Source organism: Microbulbifer echini (assembly GCF_041447225.1).
Lineage (GTDB): Bacteria > Pseudomonadota > Gammaproteobacteria > Pseudomonadales > Cellvibrionaceae > Microbulbifer > Microbulbifer echini.
Window position 1 is genome coordinate 18,261 of sequence record NZ_JBGMEL010000013.1, and the last position, 18,924, is coordinate 37,184.

The following is an 18,924-nucleotide window of genomic DNA, read 5'->3' on the forward strand; positions in this document are numbered from 1 at the left end:
ACTGCTAGAAAGGGTGAAAATGTGTGGTAATTCAGATTAGATAGCAGCAGTGGTTTATTTGGTTGTAAAGGTTTCACAAATGACAATGCCCACCAAGCGGTGGGCAAAGCCAATTCCAATCCTGTGAGGGCTTGGGAAATCTTAAATCTTACCAACCAGGTCGAGAGATGGTGCCAGTGTTTCTTCACCTTCTTTCCACTTGGCCGGGCAAACTTCGCCGGGATGTGCGGCGATGTATTGAGCGGCTTTGATTTTGCGCATTAGCTCGCTGGCGTCGCGGCCAATACCACCTGCAGTGATCTCGACAATCTGAATACGGCCTTCCGGGTCGATTACAAAAGTGCCGCGGTCTGCGATGCCTTCTTCCTCAATCATCACGCCGAAGTTGCGGGTGATGGTGCCGGTGGGATCGCCGATCATTGGATATTCGATTTTGCCGATCGTATCGGAGGAATCGTGCCACGCTTTGTGCGTAAAATGGGTATCGGTGGATACGGAGTAGATCTCCACGCCCAGCTTCTTAAATTCTTCATAGTTGTCGGCCAAGTCACCCAGTTCGGTGGGGCAAACAAAGGTGAAGTCAGCGGGGTAGAAGAAGAATACGGCCCACTTGCCTTTGACGTCTGTGTCGCTGATCTCGTGAAACTCGCCATTTTGGTAAGTCTTGGCGGTAAATGGTTTGAGTTCGGATTCGATATAACGGGACATGAAGAGCTCCTTTGAGGTATTCCGCGTTGTGTCTGTAACTTCTATGGGATTAATCCTATTGCGATAGGGTATCTAATAAAAATTAACAATTTAAATCTCTCAGATAGCCTCCCGCTATCTTGAGACGCTCTAGCTGCCCAATTGTGGTTGCCAACGAGTGGATATTCGGTCGTCGCCACTGGATTGTAGGAAGGGACGACTTTAGAGATACTCCTGGAAACTCGGGGTGCGTGTGGTGCGGTGCACCGGTGATGGATATTTGCCGCAGGATAGTGGTATGCGATTGATTCGGTTATTGAAGTACGACCTGGCACGCGAGACCGGGGATTGGGTGGATGACGGAGTGATCAGTGAGGCGCAGGCAGAGTTAATCTGCGCCCGCTATGAGGTGGATTACCACCGAGCGCAGCGGCGCTCACTGGGCTACAACGTGCTGGTGGGGCTTGGCTATCTGTTTATCGCCCTGGCCCTTATTACTTTGATTGGGGCCAATTGGGAGGAGATTCCTCGCGCCTTGCGAATGGGAGGATTGGTTGCTCTGACGGTGGGGACCCAATGCGCGGCGCTGCGCGTGTATCTAAAGGGTGATCCACGTGCGGGTGAGGGACTTTTCCTACTGGGGAGTTTCTTCTTCGGTGCATCGATTATCCTGATCGCTCAGATCTACCATCTGGGTGAGCATATGCCCGATGGCATCTTTTGGTGGGCGCTGGGCTGCCTGCCGTTTGCGCTGATTACCAGGAGCCCCTGGCTCGCCCTCCAGAGCGGTGCTTTGGCACTGCTCTGGTTCATTTTGCAAGTGAGCATGGGTTATTACCCGATGCTCTTCCCTCTGTTCATTGCGGCTTCCCTCTATGTGCTCTTGCGCGGGCGCACCAGTGTCACTCTGCTGTTGTTGCTGCTGGTGAGCATCGGTTTTTGGGTTGAGTACTCCCTGTTGCAATTCTGGCGAATTCAGCAGCCGGACGCGGGGTTGGAATTCCAGCCAGAGAATCTGGCAGTGGCGATCTCCCTGTTTGCCATGCTTTACCTTTTCGGCCATTGGTTAGCGCTGAAGAACACGCCGGTGGCCAAAGATTACGCGGCGGTGATTTCTGTGTGGTGCCTGCGTTTTGCTTTGATCAGCCTGCTGGTATTCAGTTTTGCGCAGCCCTGGGAGTCATTGATCAAAGCTGAGTGGGATCACCGCCTGTCCATGTGGGTGGTGGTCACCGCGTTGGCCGCGGTCACTCTGTTTCTGGCACTGACCACGCGGCGCCTGTTATCGACTGGGATACTATTTCTCTGCTTCGCTGCCGCGTTGATTACGGTCAGTACCAGTGAGAATCAGGATCTGGCGGTCAACCTGCAAGTGGCGACTAATTTTGCCCTGGTGGGCGTCGGTGGTTGGTTGATCTACCGGGGGATTCACGATGGCATTTCCCATTACTTCTTCCTGGGGGTGATGTCGATACTGATTACCGGATTGCTGCGCTATATCGATCTGATTGGCGATTACCTGGGTGCGGCCCTGATTTTTATTCTTTTTGCGGGCCTGTTGTTGGGCGCGGCCAAGTACTGGAAGTACCACCAGGACAGGGGGGATACACCATGAAGAGGGGAGTAACGTTTGCCCTGGGGGCAGCCATTGCGGTGCAGTTTTTACTACTTGTAGGGATGTATGTGCAGGCACAGATACCGCTCTGGAACGGGGAGCCTATTCGGGTGAAAACCATTCCGGTTGACCCGCGCTCCCTATTTCGCGGCAACTATGCGCGTTTGAATTACGATTTTTCCCGGGTTGAAGCGTCGGAACTGGCCGGGAGCAAGCGCTTGCGTGAGGGCGAGGTGGTGTATGTTTCTCTGAAAAAATCGACCACGGGACTCTATGTGTATTCCGCTGCGAGCTTAAAAAAACCAACAGAAGGTGTATTTCTAAAGGGGCGAATCGCCTCTGGCAATCGCTGGCGCAATGAGCAGGCATACCGAATCAAGTACGGCATAGAGGCCTATTTCGCCCCCAAGGAAAAAGCCTTGCAACTAGAGCGTGAATTGCGCGATAGCGGAATTGCTGAATTGATGGTGGCGCCCAGTGGTCAGGTACGTCTCAGGAATGTGGTGGGCCATGATTGATCCCGCCAACCAATGATTCATCAGGTATTAGAATCGCCCAGTTAATTATCGCATTCAGGGAGCCACGTTTCATGTCGCAAGGGAAAGGCCGGCGAGTCAATATTTTCTCTACCATGATGGGGGTTCAGGCTGCCTGCCTGTTGCTGGCATTGGTCGGAATCCACCTCTCGGGGGTGACCATTCACCTGATGGGGGCCACCACCTGGCACTCGATTGTTTGGGGGATTCTGGGGGCTACGCTCAGCTTTGTTGTCGTTTTGGGCCTGACTCGCGCCCACAATCGGTTGGGCCGCACTTTGCGATGGTACTGTGCCCAACTGGCCCCAATTTTCTCCAAGGTGTCCCTTGTGCAGATAGTGCTGTTGTCTATCGCGGCAGGCGTGTGTGAGGAGCTTCTATTCCGCGGCTTCCTGCAGACCTGGTTATCACAGCTGAGTTCTCCGGTTCTGGGCCTATTGGGTGCTTCGCTGGTATTCGCGCTGTTGCACTGGGCTTCACTTATTTATGTATTGCTGATTTTCTTTTTTGGACTGATTCTCGGTCTCGCCTATCAGGTGAGCGGCAGCCTGCTGGGGGTGATTGTCTGGCATGCCCTCTACGATTTTTTCGCCCTGACTGCTCTCGCCTATTACCCGCAACTGCTGCATGCGGATCAGTGGGTGGCCAAATAGGCAGAGGCAGGTTGTTCCCTGCGGGTTGGTTTCACCTGGGGCCCGCTTCACAGCAGGGTATGGGCCAATAGCAGAGAGAGCAGGGCGGTGATGGTAAAAGCAATGAGGGCCAGCAGGCCGTCGTGCGCTACCAGGGCCAGTCCGAAAATGGTAAGGGCTAAGCCCGCTGTGGTCGCGGAAAGAGGCACTAGTTCCATCAGTGGCATGGCCAGGGCAATCAGCGAGCAGGTAGTGGCGATTGCATAGGTTCCACTGCGCCTCACCAGGAAGTCCAGGCGGGGCTGTATCCAATGGTCGGCAAGTTCTGCGGGTCGCCGCAACCAGTGCAGAGCCCCGATAAGTTTTTTCTTGGAAATGGAGCGATTTAATAACCACTGGGGCAACCAGACATGCCTGCGCCCCAGCAGCAATTGAATGGCGACCAGGAGCAACAACACTGCCATGGCCGTGGATACACCGGGCACACCACTCAGGGGCGAAAACAGGATCAACCCAACCACCAGCAAAAAGGGTGCGTAAGAACGGAGCCCAATGACCTCAATGACGAGTAGCAGAGAGACCCGCTCAGAGTGTTGGCAGCTGGCTTCGATTTGCTCCAGCAGTTGGCCCAGGCCGGTAAACTCTTGAGGCATAGCGCTGGGGCTCAATTTGAGGAAAGGCGCCGTTTGCGCCAGTTGGGGCCCCAGTGCTTGAAATACGGACGAACTTGCCGGTACTCAGCTGTGACAGCGAATGACAGCGGGCGAAATAGTGTTGCAGGTAAATATTGCGCAGAAATCAGCATGGTGTTCACCGGAAAGGGGAAACCTATAGAGATAGTCTGTGCTGCCGGAGCGCTGAGCGCCAGCCCAGTATCTATTACTCGCTGGAAAATAACTCATCCAAGGTAAAGGTTTCCACGCCTTGGCCGGCCTTTTGGCTCACACGGATCATTTTGGCCGCTACCTGCGCGCCGCTAATCGGTCGGTAGCGGCGCAGTCCAGGGAGTTTGCAGATCCAGGGCATAAGGATGGCGCCAAGCTTCTCTGCGGGGCGGGAATCATGGCGCTCACCCATCAACAGTGAGGGCCGGAAAATACTGACACGGGTAAAGGGCAGAGCCAGGATTTTCTGTTCTAGCTCCCCTTTCATACGCAGATAAGCGCTGCTGCTTTTAGCATTGGCGCCACTGGAGGAAACCAGCAGGTAGTGGGGTACCCCGTTATCCGCAGCCAGTTGCGCCGCGTGAAATTGATATTCCACATCCACTTTATATTGCTGTTCAAGGCCGCCAGCCTGCTTCTTGGTAGTACCCAAACATGAGAAAAGCAAGTCACCCTGGAATAGATTTGCGTACTCCTCAAGGCGGTCAAAGTCCACAACCACATTCGATACCTTGTCGTGAGAAGCCGGAGCTGGGCGGCGGGTTAGGGTGATGATTTGATCGATAGAGGCCTCCCGCACCAGCTGCTCAATCAGATGGCCGCCGATGAGCCCTGTAGCGCCAAGAATAATTGCTTTTTTAGCCATGGTCTTAAATCAATCTATTTCGGATGTTGAAGGATGATCTCCCGAGAAGGGGTATGACTGTCAAGTATTAAAAATACCCTGAGTAATTTCCTAATGTTTTTATCCGCATTGAAGGCAGTTTGTGGATTTTCTAGGACCCCGCCCTGTGTGGCTTTTAGAGCGAACCACACTCGGTGTGTCAGATTTTAAAAATCCTGGAGGATTACGCCGGGGTTGGGATCTGCCCTGGCAGTCAGTGGTAATGCGTAATCTTTTGGTGGCGTCTGAATAACGCAAGTGGTTTTTGAATGCTTTGCCAGATTTTTTTAAATAAAAGTTCGTTTTATTTAAAAAAATAATTTCTATTTTAAGAGTGGAATTACTGTGGCGTTACATAATATTCTCTCGCGGGGCCCGTTTTAAAGTTGTCTAATTAATTAATCACAAGAGCGTATTTGAGCAATGCTATTTGATTATTCGAAATCTCCATATCCTATTCGCGAAGATTTGCGCGATGCAAACTTAAAGGCCTGGCAGTTTATTGGAAAAACTGGAAATTGGTGGTCTGCTCAGCAACACCTTGCAATTGCGCAAGAAGTCCGCGCCGCTTATGCCTGCGCTTTTTGCCGGGAAAGAAAAAAGGCGCTTTCACCCTATCAGGTAGAGGGCCGACACGACAGCAATTCAAATCTTCCCGAAGAGGTTATCGATACTATTCACCGTATAGTGACCGATGCTTCCCGTCTGAGTGAGGATTGGCTGAAAAAAATGCTGTCGGCAGATATTTCCATCGGCCAGTATGTGGAGTTGGTGGCCGTGGTTGTATTTTTAATGAACGTGGATACCTTTCACCGGGCATTGGGATTCGCCTTGGAGGGACTTCCGGCTCTGGAATTTTTAGGAGATGACCACCCCTCGCAATATATGCCCAAAGGTTTACAAGAGGGCGCCGCCTGGGTGCCGATGATAGGCCAGGTACAATGCGCCGAGAGCGAACAGGATTTATACACGGACATTCCCAAACCCACCAACGTGCTCAGAGCACTAAGCCTGGTGCCGGATGCTGTGCGTTGTCAGCGCTATATGGAAAACCGTTACTACTTTTTGCCCTCTCAGGTTATGCAGGTGGGGGAGAACCATGATCGCGCACTGTCACGCACAGAGATAGAGCTGGTTGCCACCAGGGTATCGATGAATAACGAGTGCTTCTACTGTTCCGCCTCTCACGCGATGCTGCTGCAGGTGAGCGGTGAAGTGCAGGGCAAGCCGCAGGATATTACCAGCCTACTTTCTTCTGAAGATTCGCCGGGGAATGGCAGCGCCCAGGTAACCGGCGATAATACGGCACTGCTCGCTTTTGTCGATGCTGTGATGGGAGAGGATATCGCGTTAGTTCGCTCGACTCGTGAACACCTTCAGAGCAAACACGGCAGTTCCGCGCTGGTGGATGTGGCGGCACTGATCGGCAGCTTCGAAAGGATGAACCGCATCGCCAGCGCTACAGGGATTGAACTGGATAAAGAAGTCGACCTGTTGAGCCAGCAGGCGCAAAGTCAGCTGGCACTGGATACCTATGCCCAGGCAACAGAGACCACCGCGGGCGGCAAGGCACTGGGTTGGTTGGTGGGCAAGGTTCGCCCCATGTTGTTCAAAATGGTGGGAAAGAGAGCTAAGGACCGGACCTAGGCAATAGCGGGAGAGTTTGCTTGCGCTATTACGCTGAACAATGAATAGCAGTTAGGGAAAGTCTACGCTTAAGGCATGGTTGAGCGGTAGGGAAACCATGGAGTAGCAGAAATGGACATTTCCAAATTGACCGTAGGTATTGCGCTGGTCTTACTGTTTGGCCTTCCCGCATCGCACGCCTATCCGCCATTGCCGGGAAAGCCCTGGATCATGCCCTTCGATGTGAGCCAGCGTTTCCCTTCTCCCGCGGTCCATCGGGGCACGAGTTCACAACCCAGTCAGCAGGATATTTACGAATTTGCCTGGCGCAGTTTTATCGCGTTGAACTGGCCCTATCAAGAAAATGGGCTGAGAGGTCAGCCGAACCCTCACGCCAGGTTGGCGCCGATCTCAAACCTGCCGGTGCCCGATGACTTGGTCGTGTGGGAAACTTATATGTCTCCCGAGACGGTCTTTGTGCCGCCCCAGCAATGGCCGGTCTACTGGGGCAAGCCGGACACCAGCGGTCTGGTGAGGATCAGTACACCGCCCTGCTATAGCGGCAATTACCAGTACGGCACGCCATTTGCGCCGGGCATCAATCAGCCCTACACCGATGCCAATGTGCCGACGGGGCCCGTGGTGGATCAGAATAAGGAGTACTTGCGGGTCGAGGTCACCCTGGGGCGCTCCTATTTCGACTATATCAAGCAGTTTGGTTATTACGATTCTGATGCCCAGGAGCAAGCGGTTAGGAAATATATTCGCTACGCCAATAAAAAAGGGCGGGCCCCACCGCCTGCCCAGATGCCCTCGGATAATGCGAGCCGTTTTCAACCTGTGCCAACCGGGCTTGAGTTTTATCTTAAGCAGCTGCCGCTCTATGCTCGTCAGGGGCTCACAGAGGTAAAGGCCGCGTGGAAGGTACTGAAGCTCAACGGGGACAATCCGGATGTTCCAGGCCGATACTTCCGCCGGTTGATGCGATTTCCTTTGCCCGATGGTTCATTGAGTGAGCCTATGTTGATGGGGTTAGTGGGCTTCCATATCCATAGGGTCACCCCCTTTGGGCATCTGCCATCCACTTTTGAGCAGGTGGACAATGTCCGTATTGGTAAAAGATTGTTTGATCCGCTACCAAAACCCAAGCAGCCTTCACTGAATCCGGGCGACTTCAATGGGCGCCCGGTGCGCTACGATAACGGCTATGAGGTGAATGGAGAGAGCGGTGTGGCTGGAGTGATACCGCTGGCCTACAAAGCGGGTGAGCCGTTGATTCCTATTGATCAACGGGAGCAGGTCAATGTCTCGAGGGTGACAGCGATCCCCTTTGAAGTACAGCGGGTGAATTGGAAATACCAAACACTACTCAGAGATAGTGTTTGGTCTTATTACCAACTGATTGGGGCCCAAAATAAAAATCTAAAAAACCCGAATCCACACCTGGGGCCCGGTATTTCCGGGCCGCAGACGTCTAGCACCCAAAATCTGGTGAATACCACACTCGAGACTTATACCCAGAGAGGGTTCAGCTGTGCCCGCTGCCACTTAAACGCCTTTCCCCAGGGGGTGACCAGCTTTCCACCCTACGAGGAGAGATTTGAAGACCTACATGTGATGAGTTTTTTGTTGCTCAATGCTCAGTCCGCAAGCCATCCTGAGAAAAACAGCCAGTGCTCTGGCAGTTACAGCCGGCTGCCTTAGCCCTTATTGGCGAGTTGGGGCGTTGTCTTGTCTTTCCTGACGACGCATGGGCATGCGGTCAATCCGCTGGAAAATTTCCACTGGAGAGAATGTTACCGAGCGATATTTCACTCCGCCGTCTTTACCGATGAGTACAACCTGCTCCCCATTGCCTCGCAGGTATTTTTCGCGAATGTTTTTAGAAAAATCAATGGTGATTTCACCTGGATAATTGGTTTCAATCTTACCGTTGACAAACAAAAACCAGAGTAATTTTCGCTCGGCAAATTGTGGTCCCAATTTTAGTAGAGTCTGCAGGGTGTCAGGTGTCTTGGGGGGATTGGCTAGCAGTAAAATACGATTCTTCCACTGAAAATTATTTAGATTATTTATGGGATTTTCCTCGGCAGAAGCCTGTAACGCCAGGAGGGGGAGTAGTAATGAAAATAGTAAGCGCATAGTTGAGACTCTGCTTTTTGGGTTGTCAAATACGTTTAAGTTTAGCTGAGCCGTTCTACTAAACTTCAGGAGTCAGTGTATAAATCTGTCAACTGCTAGAGGTTTGTCAACCCAAGCAAAGTGGCTGGATAGTTTCTCTATTTCAAAATGCTCTTAACGTTGGGAGTGTGCTTCGGGCGATAGTGAGCCAAAAGCAGGGGATGGCCCTGCCTAGCAGGTTATCTCATTTCAGCCTCTTTAGCTGGTATCGTTCATGGCCTATGCACAGGAGCCCAATTCTCCATCAAGACATTTAGGTCTACTGGCAATATTTGTTGCCCTTTTTATTATTGCTATTGATATCAGTGCTTTCTCCCCAGCGATTCCCGCGATCGAAAGGGAGATGAAAATGAATATTACCACTTCTCAGTGGGTGATTAATGGCTATGGACTGGTCTTTGGAGTACTGGTAGTCACGGGGGGGCGTATCGCGGATATCTTTGGGCGACGCCGTACATTTATCACCGGAGCCAGTATTTTCCTGCTGTTTTGCCTGCTCGGGGGGCTGTCAGCTAATGTCCCAATGTTATTGGCCAGTAGAGCGGTGATGGGAATTGGCGCCGCTCTAATGTGGCCTTCAATCCTGGGAATGGCCTACGGTCTGATGCCGGAGGAGCGTGCCGGGGAAACCGGTGGGTTGATTATGGCGGTCTGTGGTTTAGCCAACACGCTCGGGCCAATTGTTGGTGGCTTGTTAACTGATTTACTTAGCTGGCGTTGGATATTTTTTATAAATATACCTATTGCCACAACGGCTGTGTATCTGTGCTGGAAATATATACCGCTAGATATTCCCTGTGACCCAAATGAAAAAATCGACTACTTTGGGGTTATCACTCTGACGGGCTCGTTGTTCAGCTTTCTTTTGGCTTTGAGTTACGCATCTAACCACGGTGCCTGGCATCCATTGGTCGTGATTCTTCTGCTTATGTTTCTTGTGTTCAGCGTTGCATTTGTTGCTATCGAAATACGAGAGCGGGATATTGCCTTAATTCCAAAAGATATTGTTAGAAATAAACGCTTTTTGGCTGCGGGGGTGGTCACTTTGTTCACTTCGGTCACTTTCTTTTCTGTTATTTTGTATTTGCCGCAATTTTTAACTAACGTCCGTGGATTTACCATCATACAGTCGGGGCTGACCCTAGTCCCTATGATGGTTTCTTTCGGTTTGATGTCTTTTGTTGCGGGAAAGTTATACCTAAAGTGTGGGGGGAAAATATTAGTGTGCCTTGGTACTTTGGCTATGAGTCTGGGCATGTTCTATTTGTCCAGGTTGAGTGAGGATTCAGACTATATTTACGGGTTAATTATTTTGGGTGCTGGACTGGGGCTGTTTAACCCTTCTACAACCACAATGGTGATATCGGTAGTGAACCCTAACCGTGCCAGCCTGGCGAGCGCCATTATTTACATGCTCAAAATAACTGGTGGAGCAATGGGGCTGGGTATTAATGCCGCGATCGTTGGTTTTTCCCCAACGATCGCAATGGGGATTAGCCGGGCTTTTGAGGTTAATGCCTGTTTTGCCTTTGTAGGATTCGTTATTGCTTTTTTGTATATGAGTGCTCCTCGGATACCAGAGCGAAAAGAGGGGGAGAGGTGAAAACTGTGCTTGGGCGGTCCCTTCCCGCACTCGGAGAGGTGTGCAATGGTAAGTCCATTGTCCCTTACTAAGCCCCAAGTCTATGGGCTCTGTGCAGTTGCCCTGGCGCTTTTCCTGATTGCGATTGATATGACCGCGTTTGCCCCTGCGTTACCAGCCATAGAGCGTGAGTTTGGCTTTGGTATCACTACCTCCCAGTGGGTGATTAATGGATATGCCCTGGTGTTTGGCATTTTAGTGGTTACGGGCGGGCGCTTAGCCGATATCTATGGGAAGAAGCGTGTATTTATAGTGGGTACAGGGATTTTTGCACTTTGTTCTTTAGTTGGGGGGCTTTCAGTCGATATGGCCATGTTGTTGGTGGTCCGTTGTTTGATGGGAGTCGGCGCGGCACTGATGTGGCCATCTATTATCGGGATGGCCTATAGCCTTGTATCTCAAGAACGTGCAGGGCAGGTGGGTGGTGGATTGATGGCGATACTCGGTCTGGCCAACATAGTGGGGCCTATTGCAGGAGGGATACTCTCGGATTTTGCGAGCTGGCGCTGGATTTTTTTTATCAACCTTCCTATTGCGCTTGCCGCTATCGGTTTATGTTGGAGAGCGGTACCTGAGGATGTGCCTCAGGATACTCGGGAAAAAATTGATTATTTGGGCGTTATAACACTAAGCGCCGCATTATTTAGCCTATTAATTGCCTTGAATCAGGCCTCTGAAATTGGCTTTAGGCATCCCTTAATCGTCTATTTATTGATGTCTTTTCTGGTGTTTATCTGTATTTTTATTTTACTGGAGCGGAATAATCAGGATTTAGCGTTAATTCCTGTAAGTATTTTCATGAATAAAACATTCTTTTTGGTAGGTCTGGTGACATTGTTGTCGGCGATGATATTCTTTTCAATTATTTTATTCCTGCCACAGTTTCTTGTTGAATACCGTGGATTTTCATCGCTGCAAGCCGGCATGGCTTTAATACCTTTGATGGCTACCTTTGCCCTGACTTCATATCTCTCCGGTAGTTTACATAAAAGTTTAGGGGCAAAAGTGCTCATTTGTTCGGGCCTTCTTTGTAAGGGCGCCGGAATATTTTCCCTTTCTTATCTGCGTCAAGATACTGAGTATCTGGAGCTTATACCAGGGTTGGTCTTTCTTGGTATTGGTATCGGTTTATTCAACCCAGCGGCGACTACGGCTGTTGTTTCGGTCGTTGACTCAGGCCGCTCTAGTCTTGCCAGTGCAATACTCTACATGTTCAAAATTGCTGGTGGCGCTCTGGGGGTGGGGGTTAATGCCGCTATCGTAGCCTTTGCGCCAGATATTGTAGGTGGTATTGGTCGGGCTTATACGGTGAATGCCTATTTTGCCTTAAGCGCTTTTGTTATTGCCGTATTTTTTATACCCGGACCAATCCCGCCAATATTTTCCAGAGGGAAAGAAAAGTGATGAAAGGTCATTATATGTATTGTGGAATGGATAGCTTGATATGAGATATTAAGTCAGATGAAGTGTCAATTTTTTAGCTTTTAAGCGATCCATGCTGGGTACGAAGGGGTAGATTCATGGTCAAATCCAAAGAATCTCTCACCAGAAAGCAATATTTGGGCTTGATTGCTTTATCTATGGCTATATTTCTGGTTGCGAATGATTTAACGGCTTTTGCCCCCGCACTGCCTGCTATTGAGGAGGAGTTTAATGCGGATATTACTACCTCACAATGGATAATCAATGGTTACGCATTGGTGTTCGGTGTGCTAGTGATCACTGGGGGCCGTTTAGCGGATCTCTATGGCCGGCGCCGCTTGTTTATTTATGGGACCCTGGTTTTTGTATTCTTCTCACTGCTCGGCGGCTTGGCTATGGATGTGCGCATGTTGTTGGTTTCCCGCGCCCTAATGGGCATTGGAGCAGCAATGATGTGGCCGTCCATTTTGGGGATGACCTACGATCTGATGCCCGATGATCGTTCTGGCCAAGCTGGTGGCTTAATTATGACGGTAGGCGCACTTGCCAATGCCGTAGGACCAGTACTTGGCGGCACATTGGCTGAACTGTTAAGCTGGCGCTGGATATTTTTTATCAATATTCCTATCGCTGCAATTGCTTTATTGATGTGCTTGAAGGCCGTGCCCTTTGAGGTTCCCGAACAAACGGATGAGCAGATAGATTACCGGGGCGTTTTAACGCTTTCCCTCGCTTTGTTTTGTCTGCTTTTCGCAATGGATATTTCAGCACAAGTCGGCTTTAAGCAGCCTTTCGTTATTATACTCTTGGCGATTTTTCTGCTTTCGATATGTGCATTCACCATAATTGAGCATAGGATGGGTAGTTATGCCTTGATTCCGGGTGTGGTAATAGGAAACAAAAGATTTCTCCCTACTGCCGTTGTCACTCTATTGATGGCAACAAGCTATTTTTCGGCTCTATTGTATATACCCCAATTCCTGATCAAGTCTCAGGGGTATACTGCTATGGAGGCCGGGATGTCTTTGATTCCCTTAATGATAATAGCGAGTATATTCGCCTACCTATCTGGGCTTCTGTATGATTTTTTAGGTGCCAGGTCACTGGCGAGTATTGGGATATTCTGCATGTGTGTGGGTATGTTTATGTTATCCCACCTTAAAGAAAGTACAACTTTTCTACAGCTGCTACCTGGACTCATCGTGGTTGGGGTGGGCTTGGGTATGTTCAACCCTTCAATTACAACTGCGGGGATTACGGCCGTGTCATCAAGTCATGCTAGCCTTGCCGGAGCTATTATCTATATGTTTAAACTGTCGGGTGGTGCGGTTGGCCTTGGTATGAATGCAACAATTGTTGCCTATTCCCCAAGTATTGCCGTGGGTATTGATCGGGCTTTTACTGTGAATGCGTATCTCGCTTTGGCCGGTCTGATTGGCTGCCTATTCTTTGTACGCGACAGATCGAAAGAAGTGCCAGAGTAAGCAGTACCAATATATCTTGATGGAGCTGATACTTGTTACCCCTTTGAAGTTTTTAATACCTCCATTGGGTTTAAGTAAAATGCTTTTTTCCAGCCCTGGGTAGTGTTGTCTATTTTCCAAATAAATGGAAAAAGGCTAACTATTGAGTAATGCAGGTGGGCGGGTTTCCCCGATGCATTTCCTGTATTTCCGATACTGCCAATTATCGATCCGGCACTAATGAAAACCCTACTTTCCTTTGATACATTCTCCAGGTGCGCAAAATAGTGAATACGCCACTTTGGTCCCAGACCAACGACAATATTTCCACCCCTGGAAGTATTGCCTTTATATAGGATAAGCATGTTGGTGGCGCTAATAGCTGGACTTCCCTTCCTGGCAAAAATATCTATGCCTTTGTGTACACCAGAGGGGCCCCAAGGCTCGTACCAGAAAGTATCTTTATTCCAATCGCTTGGACTTGCCCCTAAAACCGGTATTTGAGGTTCTTCCGGGATTAGGAAGCCAAGTCCGAAGAGAGTGAAAATAACAATAATGACTTTATTCCGGCTGTGTTTTTTTGAGTTTTCCTTATTAAATATTTTTTTCATAGCTGGCAAGAATCGTTGTGCTGCGAACAGAAGATTCGAAATATTTTGTTTTTGCCGAAAGGTAATCTGGATCCGAGAAGAACTGATCCATAATTTTCATGCTGGGGAATTGAATGGTAAAAACCCGGTTGATGTTATCGGGGGTCTCAGAGAGAAGTGTCTCCGCTATTTTGAAGTCATAACCAAAGGAGCCTCCATAGCCTGCTAATATGGGCTTCATCGCGCTTCGGTATGCCTGGTAAGCATCATCATCAATAACTTCTAGTCCAACTAACATTTCAAATAGCATATTTAGCTTGTCCTGATTAATCGTTAACGCGGTCTACGCTGGCGAGAAATAATAGGCTGCGAATTCAGCCTGTATGAAATACCTTGTTTAGGTCAATATTGCAAGGGTCTCAAGTTGTGAGGGCTCTCTGCAAGGCAGTATAATTGGACGCCTATTCATCATAGCGTAAGGGCAACTCCTTAGACGTTTGTTTTGTCGGTCTGCCGGAAAACCTTTGATTTGACCTGTGGAGTTTATACTTAAGCATTATCATCAGTAGCCAGTTGGTACAAAATAGTGAAATCCTTAAGCGTATGATTTCGCCAGTAGGGCTAAGGGTGGGTATTGGAGGCGTTCTTGGGTAGAGGTTGTTTTTGGAAGTGGGCCCATAATAAGTGACCATGCCAGCATGGTTAAGGGCTGCTTCAATATTATCATGATCAGATTGGAAAGAGCTGTATATGATAATAATTGAGTGCAAATATTGTATCTGCGCGAAGCTTATTCAGGTATTTCTGCAGTGTGGATATTTGCGCTGGAGGTTAAGTTTGTATTTATGGAGTTGCTGTCAAGAGTTAAGTCATGAATCTAAATTTTTTATCGGATGAATGTGGAATCTACCCCCTTGGTCTTTCTAGGATTGTTTGAGGAGGCGGTTGTAGCCTATATATAAATAGGTGCCAAAAGCTACGCCAAAAATAAACATACCTAAAAGAAGATAGTCGATTCTAAAAGTTAGTTCCTTTGAGATCGGGATAGAGAACCACGCAGCGGCGGAGTAGTAAAGAGTGAGTGTGGAAAGTCTCCACGAGCCGAGCGCTGCCGATAGTACAGCTAGAGGTACAGCAATAAAAATCAGGATTAAAGCAGGAGTAAATGGTGCGGACCCCAAAAGAAATGATAGCAACGCTAATATTAGCGCGGTTGTACCGGGTATTAAGCGAAGGTTTTTTTGCATGGAAATATTCAATTTTTATCAAGAAGAGCGGTTTGCTGACTGTTTTTTCTTGGGGATGAAAGGCTTCAGTATAGAGTGGGAGCTGTTCTAGGGCTAGAGATCATTCACATACCGGCTTTATTGGTGGCGCGTGTAAGTGCATTTGATACACTGTTGCTCAGAACAGGCTGGCGAACAGTGGTGCCAAATAAAGATTTTTAAAGTCGTTTGCTCGGTGGCCGGGTTGGCTTGAGGTTTCTTTTTGGTGTGGTTTGGGGGTAACTATAGGAGAGGAGTATCCTGCGAAGCCATGCCCTGTTAGCCTTGGTTTCGCAGGATTTTATCTAAAGAAATCAATAATGGTTGTTATTGATTTTCAGCGACAGTGTTCATTATGGCAGTGCAAAGACTTCCCGGACCGGCACAGGGGCCTTGCAGAATATATGTGGCACGTCTGTCGCAACCAGAAGCACCATAGGTTCTTCTATCCAATTGATGAATGGTCATGGATTTTGTATCGCAATTTAAATCGAAGGGGGCCCGCTTCATAACAGTTTCCTCCATAAGTGAAGCACAGCCACTTAAAACAATTGCAGCAATGGTTAGCCCTGCAAGTTTATATTTCACGATTGACTCCTTTTGAGATTGGGTTTTTTATTGATGGCGGTTCTTAATTTTTGTTGCCTGCCCTGTTTCTTTGGATTTTCCTGTTGGCCATTTAAAGGCTCCTGTATTCAACCCTGAAGTTAACCGGGTGCATGTTCTCCTCCCTGAGGTGTTGATATGTATCCGTTCCATTATTAAAGCTATGATGTAGTGGGGTGGCCACTGTTCGATGCCTGTGTTAATAGCCGCGATCTTTGCTATCTTGCCTTCTTTTTTCGTGGGTATATTCCCGGCTCTACGCGTATTCTTAAAAGTATGGCTCTAGCATATGGCCTCTACTTCCCCAAAATTTACACCATCGGCCAGCAGAGGCCACGATATGCAGATGGAATAAAGGAGTATCAATTTCATCTGGAGCTTGCTTTGGGATCTCAAGCCCATGTGTTGCAGAATATCTATTGGCTGACTCAATAAGTTGGTCACCGTAGTTGACCAGTTCGGCAGGTTGTTGGTATTCAAATGCTTTGTTCAGTAGGTTTTTCCCGATGATATCTTCGCACTTTTTTAAAAATTGGGCTCTGAAAGAATAGGCATCCACGTAACCAAGTGCGCTATTGCTGTAATCGGGTATGCCATCGCTTGGTGGGGATAGTTCTAAGACATAATATCCCATTAGTCGGGATAAAAATTCATCTTCAGTAACGTCTAGAGCTGATTCCCTGTACTTCTCTTTCGCCCACTCGGTAGCGGATTGATCATAACCTACTTGAGGTGTTTTTAGTGTTTCAAAAGCCGAAATGGATATTTCAGAAAATCTTTTCTTTAGTTGTTTTCTTCCCCACCAGACTCGCCCTAATAGCTTTTTAGTGATTTTGTTGAACTCTTCTTCGTATCCAGGTTTTGCTTTATTGGCCGGATTCCAATCAAGACCCATAGTGACTTCCTTGCTAGTCGGTAAAGCTTGAGGTTCTAGAATAGATCATCTTGGTATGGGCAATCGACTTAACGCTTGGTGACAGGTATGCATTGGTGTTTGTAGTCCCCAGCTTATGGGTTGGCTGCGATTTGCCTTTCGGTTTTAGATTTCCTGCAAATGTGTACAAATAAAATCCACGCATAATTTTATTTTGGGAATTTGATATTTGCTGCGTTCGTAGAGTAGGAAAATCCCGATATCCCCCCCTGGGCTGACAGAGACTTTGCCTGCGGTTGGGACTTGTACCAATTCCCCGGATTCCAAGTGTTCGCAAATACTCCAGGTGGGTACGCAGAACATACCGCGGTGATTGAGTGCGGCGGCTAGTAGGGCTTTGCCGTTGTTGCTGATCAAGTGGGTAACTAGTTTCAGCGGCTCCCACCGTTCGCCGTTGTAATAGTGCCAGTCTATGGGCCCTTTGGGTCCTCGGTATTGCAGGGCCTGAATGGATTCTATGGCCTGTTTGTTCAGGGGTAATGTTTGCTGCAGGGTATTTAGGTATTCGGGCGAGGTGGTCAGGGAGAATTCGTTCTTGGCCAGGCGCTTGGCGATGACATGTTCATCGGGTGCAAAGCCGCCGCGTATGGCGATATCTACCGGGTCTTGCCCCAGCTGGGTCAGTTCGTCACTGTAGTGTAGGTCAAAAATAATATTGGGGTACTGTTGGGCGAACTGCTCCAGTACAGGGGTTAGGTGTTGCTCTCCGTATAAGGGCAGACAGCTAATGCGGATTAAACCGCTGGGGGCTTCAAAGGTCTGGCTTACCAGTTCGTCGGCCTGCTCCAGTTGGCGAATGGCTTCGCTGGTCATGGAGTAGTAGAGTTTACCCAGCTCGGTAACTTCCACTTTACGGGTGCTGCGCTGTAATAGCGCAATGCCGAGGAACTGTTCCAGGTCCCTCACCCGCCGCGAGATGGAAGAGGCGGGTACATCGAACTCCTCGGCTACCGCGGTAAAACTGCACAGCTCCGCCACACGCTTGAAATAGCGTAAAGCCCTGATTTTGTCCATAAACCCTCTTCTATTTGGGTCTTTAGTTCGAAATTACTATTTATTATTGTCCAAACGACAAAAGACTTCCATTGAATGTTGTCTGTTTTCTGTGTGGGGCGGGGGGCACAATCGCCCGCATTCGTGAACAGATGAGCAGAGAAACTAATGAAAGCACTCCAAATTACCCAGTACGGGGATATCGACAGCAGTCTGGCTTTTCAGGAGTTGGATGTACTTGAGCCGGGTGCCGGCGAGGTGCTGATCAAGATTCACGCCGCCGCGATCAACCCCGTGGATTTGATGGTGATGCGCGGTGATTTGAAAGCCGTAAAAAAGCTCAACCTGCCGGTGGGCATTGGCCGCGATTTGAGCGGGGAGGTGGTGTCTGTGGGGAGCGGAGTTTCCAAGTACCAGATTGGTGATGCAGTTTTTGCCAGAGTTGGTGAGGATCATGTGGGGACCGTTGCTCAGTGTTTGGTTGTTGATGCTTCGCATTTGGCGAAGAAGCCGGAGAACCTCTCGCACGAGGAGTCCGCGAGTGTCCCTCTGGTGGGTTTGACTTCCTACCAGGCTCTGATTCAGGTGGCTGGTTTAAAGAAGGGTGAGAAAGTATTGATCCATGCGGGTTCCGGTGGCATCGGCTCTGTGGCGATTCAGCTGGCAAAGGCCTATGGGGCCTATGTGATTACTACAACCAGCAGTGACAATGTGGAGTGGGTGCGCAAACTGGGCGCGGATCAGGTGATCGATTACAAGAAAGAAAACTACCTTGAGCTTCTCTCGGGTATCGATGTGGTTTATGACACCCTGGGAAATCAGTACACAAAAGAGGCCTTCAAAGTTTTAAAGCAGGGTGGCAGGGTTGTTTCTATTGCTGGTGTGCTGGATCCGCAGTCGGCGAGAGAGCTTGGCATCAATTGGTTGCTGCGTAAATTGATCCGGCTTAGGTCTGGACCAATTTTAAAGCTCGCCAAGCAAAAAAATGCGCTTTATCGAATGGTCATTATGCAGCCCAATGGCGATCAGCTTCTTGAGTTGGCAGCGTTGTACCAGGATAAAATTTTATCCCCTGTGATCGATAAGATATATCCGTTTGAGCAGAGCATAGCGGCGTTTTCCCATTTGAACACCAAGCGGGCAAAAGGCAAGGTGGTCATTTCTGTGGGGGGCTCCACGTAACC

General features: G+C 49.1%; 19 protein-coding genes. 10 read left to right on the top strand and 9 right to left on the bottom strand.

Going from position 1 to position 18,924, the window contains the following annotated elements; translation table 11 throughout:
- Positions 1-141 precede the first annotated feature (141 nt).
- Positions 142-708, bottom strand: coding sequence for an alkyl hydroperoxide reductase subunit C (ahpC, locus tag ACCI51_RS13540; RefSeq protein ID WP_371844047.1), 567 nt, complete (start codon positions 706-708; stop codon positions 142-144).
- Between the two features lie 277 nt (positions 709-985).
- Between ahpC and ACCI51_RS13545 the strand changes: the two genes are divergently transcribed.
- The 3 genes from ACCI51_RS13545 to ACCI51_RS13555 all read left to right on the top strand — a co-directional run bounded on the left by ACCI51_RS13545 (position 986) and on the right by ACCI51_RS13555 (position 3,491).
- Positions 986-2,302 (top strand): DUF2157 domain-containing protein, encoded by a 1,317-nt coding sequence (locus ACCI51_RS13545; protein ID WP_371844048.1) that lies wholly within the window; start codon positions 986-988, stop codon positions 2,300-2,302.
- Positions 2,299-2,820 carry a GDYXXLXY domain-containing protein gene (locus ACCI51_RS13550; RefSeq protein ID WP_371844049.1) on the top strand — a complete coding sequence of 174 codons (522 nt, stop codon included), beginning with the start codon at positions 2,299-2,301 and terminating at the stop codon, positions 2,818-2,820. The genes ACCI51_RS13545 and ACCI51_RS13550 overlap by 4 nt, the downstream gene beginning before the upstream one ends.
- Positions 2,821-2,891: 71 nt before the next feature.
- Positions 2,892-3,491, top strand: a complete 600-nt coding sequence (locus tag ACCI51_RS13555) for a CPBP family intramembrane glutamic endopeptidase (protein WP_371844050.1) — start codon at positions 2,892-2,894, stop codon at positions 3,489-3,491.
- Positions 3,492-3,538: 47 nt separating this feature from the next.
- On the opposite strand, the gene ACCI51_RS13560 is transcribed toward ACCI51_RS13555, so the two are convergent.
- A complete protein-coding gene (locus tag ACCI51_RS13560) occupies positions 3,539-4,123 on the bottom strand; it encodes an exopolysaccharide biosynthesis protein (RefSeq protein WP_299582802.1) in 585 nt (194 codons plus the stop codon).
- A 226-nt stretch (positions 4,124-4,349) separates the two neighbouring features.
- Positions 4,350-5,000 carry an NAD(P)H-binding protein gene (locus ACCI51_RS13565; protein ID WP_371844051.1) on the bottom strand — a complete coding sequence of 217 codons (651 nt, stop codon included), beginning with the start codon at positions 4,998-5,000 and terminating at the stop codon, positions 4,350-4,352.
- Between the two features lie 441 nt (positions 5,001-5,441).
- Between ACCI51_RS13565 and ACCI51_RS13570 the strand changes: the two genes are divergently transcribed.
- Entirely contained in the window at positions 5,442-6,665 is a 1,224-nt protein-coding gene (locus ACCI51_RS13570) for an alkylhydroperoxidase-related (seleno)protein (RefSeq protein ID WP_371844052.1), read from the top strand.
- A gap of 111 nt (positions 6,666-6,776) precedes the next feature.
- A complete protein-coding gene (locus ACCI51_RS13575; RefSeq protein ID WP_371844053.1) occupies positions 6,777-8,348 on the top strand; it encodes a hypothetical protein in 1,572 nt (523 codons plus the stop codon).
- 3 nt (positions 8,349-8,351) lie between these two features.
- On the opposite strand, the gene ACCI51_RS13580 is transcribed toward ACCI51_RS13575, so the two are convergent.
- Positions 8,352-8,786, bottom strand: a complete 435-nt coding sequence (locus ACCI51_RS13580; RefSeq protein WP_299582814.1) for a DUF4174 domain-containing protein — start codon at positions 8,784-8,786, stop codon at positions 8,352-8,354.
- Positions 8,787-9,039: 253 nt separating this feature from the next.
- On the opposite strand from ACCI51_RS13580, the gene ACCI51_RS13585 reads away from it, so the two are divergent.
- From ACCI51_RS13585 to ACCI51_RS13595, 3 genes are all read left to right on the top strand, one after another.
- On the top strand, positions 9,040-10,428 hold the full coding sequence (locus ACCI51_RS13585; protein WP_371844054.1) for an MFS transporter: 1,389 nt from the start codon (positions 9,040-9,042) through the stop codon (positions 10,426-10,428).
- A gap of 45 nt (positions 10,429-10,473) precedes the next feature.
- Positions 10,474-11,871, top strand: coding sequence for an MFS transporter (locus tag ACCI51_RS13590; RefSeq protein ID WP_371844056.1), 1,398 nt, complete (start codon positions 10,474-10,476; stop codon positions 11,869-11,871).
- Between the two features lie 116 nt (positions 11,872-11,987).
- Positions 11,988-13,373, top strand: a complete 1,386-nt coding sequence (locus tag ACCI51_RS13595) for an MFS transporter (RefSeq protein WP_371844058.1) — start codon at positions 11,988-11,990, stop codon at positions 13,371-13,373.
- A gap of 35 nt (positions 13,374-13,408) precedes the next feature.
- Here the strand turns inward: ACCI51_RS13595 and ACCI51_RS13600 are convergent, their stop codons facing one another.
- Positions 13,409-13,963, bottom strand: coding sequence for a M23 family metallopeptidase (locus tag ACCI51_RS13600; RefSeq protein ID WP_371844060.1), 555 nt, complete (start codon positions 13,961-13,963; stop codon positions 13,409-13,411).
- The gene (locus ACCI51_RS13605; RefSeq protein ID WP_371844062.1) at positions 13,947-14,252 is read right to left on the bottom strand and encodes a DUF1330 domain-containing protein; all 306 of its coding nucleotides are present in this window, start codon (positions 14,250-14,252) and stop codon (positions 13,947-13,949) included. The genes ACCI51_RS13600 and ACCI51_RS13605 overlap by 17 nt, the downstream gene beginning before the upstream one ends.
- 773 nt (positions 14,253-15,025) lie before the next feature.
- Between ACCI51_RS13605 and ACCI51_RS13610 the strand changes: the two genes are divergently transcribed.
- Positions 15,026-15,280 (top strand): hypothetical protein, encoded by a 255-nt coding sequence (locus ACCI51_RS13610; RefSeq protein WP_371844063.1) that lies wholly within the window; start codon positions 15,026-15,028, stop codon positions 15,278-15,280.
- A gap of 254 nt (positions 15,281-15,534) precedes the next feature.
- On the opposite strand, the gene ACCI51_RS13615 is transcribed toward ACCI51_RS13610, so the two are convergent.
- From ACCI51_RS13615 to ACCI51_RS13625, 3 genes are all read right to left on the bottom strand, one after another.
- The gene (locus ACCI51_RS13615; protein WP_371844065.1) at positions 15,535-15,795 is read right to left on the bottom strand and encodes a hypothetical protein; all 261 of its coding nucleotides are present in this window, start codon (positions 15,793-15,795) and stop codon (positions 15,535-15,537) included.
- 286 nt (positions 15,796-16,081) lie between these two features.
- Positions 16,082-16,708, bottom strand: coding sequence for a hypothetical protein (locus ACCI51_RS13620; RefSeq protein ID WP_371844066.1), 627 nt, complete (start codon positions 16,706-16,708; stop codon positions 16,082-16,084).
- Positions 16,709-16,852: 144 nt separating this feature from the next.
- Positions 16,853-17,761 carry a LysR family transcriptional regulator gene (locus tag ACCI51_RS13625; RefSeq protein ID WP_371844068.1) on the bottom strand — a complete coding sequence of 303 codons (909 nt, stop codon included), beginning with the start codon at positions 17,759-17,761 and terminating at the stop codon, positions 16,853-16,855.
- A 147-nt stretch (positions 17,762-17,908) separates the two neighbouring features.
- On the opposite strand from ACCI51_RS13625, the gene ACCI51_RS13630 reads away from it, so the two are divergent.
- Positions 17,909-18,922: an NADP-dependent oxidoreductase gene (locus tag ACCI51_RS13630; protein ID WP_371844070.1), complete on the top strand. Its 1,014-nt coding sequence runs from the start codon at positions 17,909-17,911 to the stop codon at positions 18,920-18,922.
- Positions 18,923-18,924: the final 2 nt, after the last annotated feature.